The following is a 528-nucleotide window of genomic DNA, read 5'->3' on the forward strand; positions in this document are numbered from 1 at the left end:
TGCGTGGAGCGACGCGCCGAGCGCATCGGCCAGCAACTGGCGCCAGCGCGGATCGACCGAGCCGCCGCCCGCGAGACGCAGCATCGCGACCGGATCGCCGCGCTCGGCATCGCGGATCGCATCGAGCCCGGCGCGCAACGCGAACGCGACACCTTCGAACGCGGCGCGCATCATCGCGCCGCGCGTGTCGCCGAGCCCGAGGCCGAGCCAGCCGCCGCGCGCGTCGGGGTTCATCCACGGCGAACGCTCGCCCGTCAGGTACGGCAGGAAGCACAGGCGTTCCGACGCCGCGTGGGCGAACGCGTCGTCATACGCATCGGCCCACTGCGCGTAGCCGAGCCAGCCGCGCACGGCTTCGAGCGCGAGCCCGACGTTCTGCATCGCGGCCATCGTGTAATAGCCGCCGCCGGCCGCCGCACGATAGCGATGCAGCCCGCGTCGCGCGGGCGGCAGCGCATCCGCGAGCACGACGATCTGGCCGCCGCTGCCCGTCGTCAGCAGCGCGTCGCCGGCGGCGGCAAGCCCGCT

The 528-nt window shown here is 74.6% G+C and carries 1 protein-coding gene; it reads right to left on the reverse strand.

The window, feature by feature from the left end:
* Positions 1-528 (reverse strand): FGGY-family carbohydrate kinase (locus G3N98_RS39415; RefSeq protein WP_241026309.1); only part of this gene is annotated, 528 nt, incomplete at both ends.

The organism is Burkholderia sp. Tr-20390, assembly GCF_017104595.1.
Taxonomy (GTDB): Bacteria; Pseudomonadota; Gammaproteobacteria; order Burkholderiales; family Burkholderiaceae; genus Burkholderia.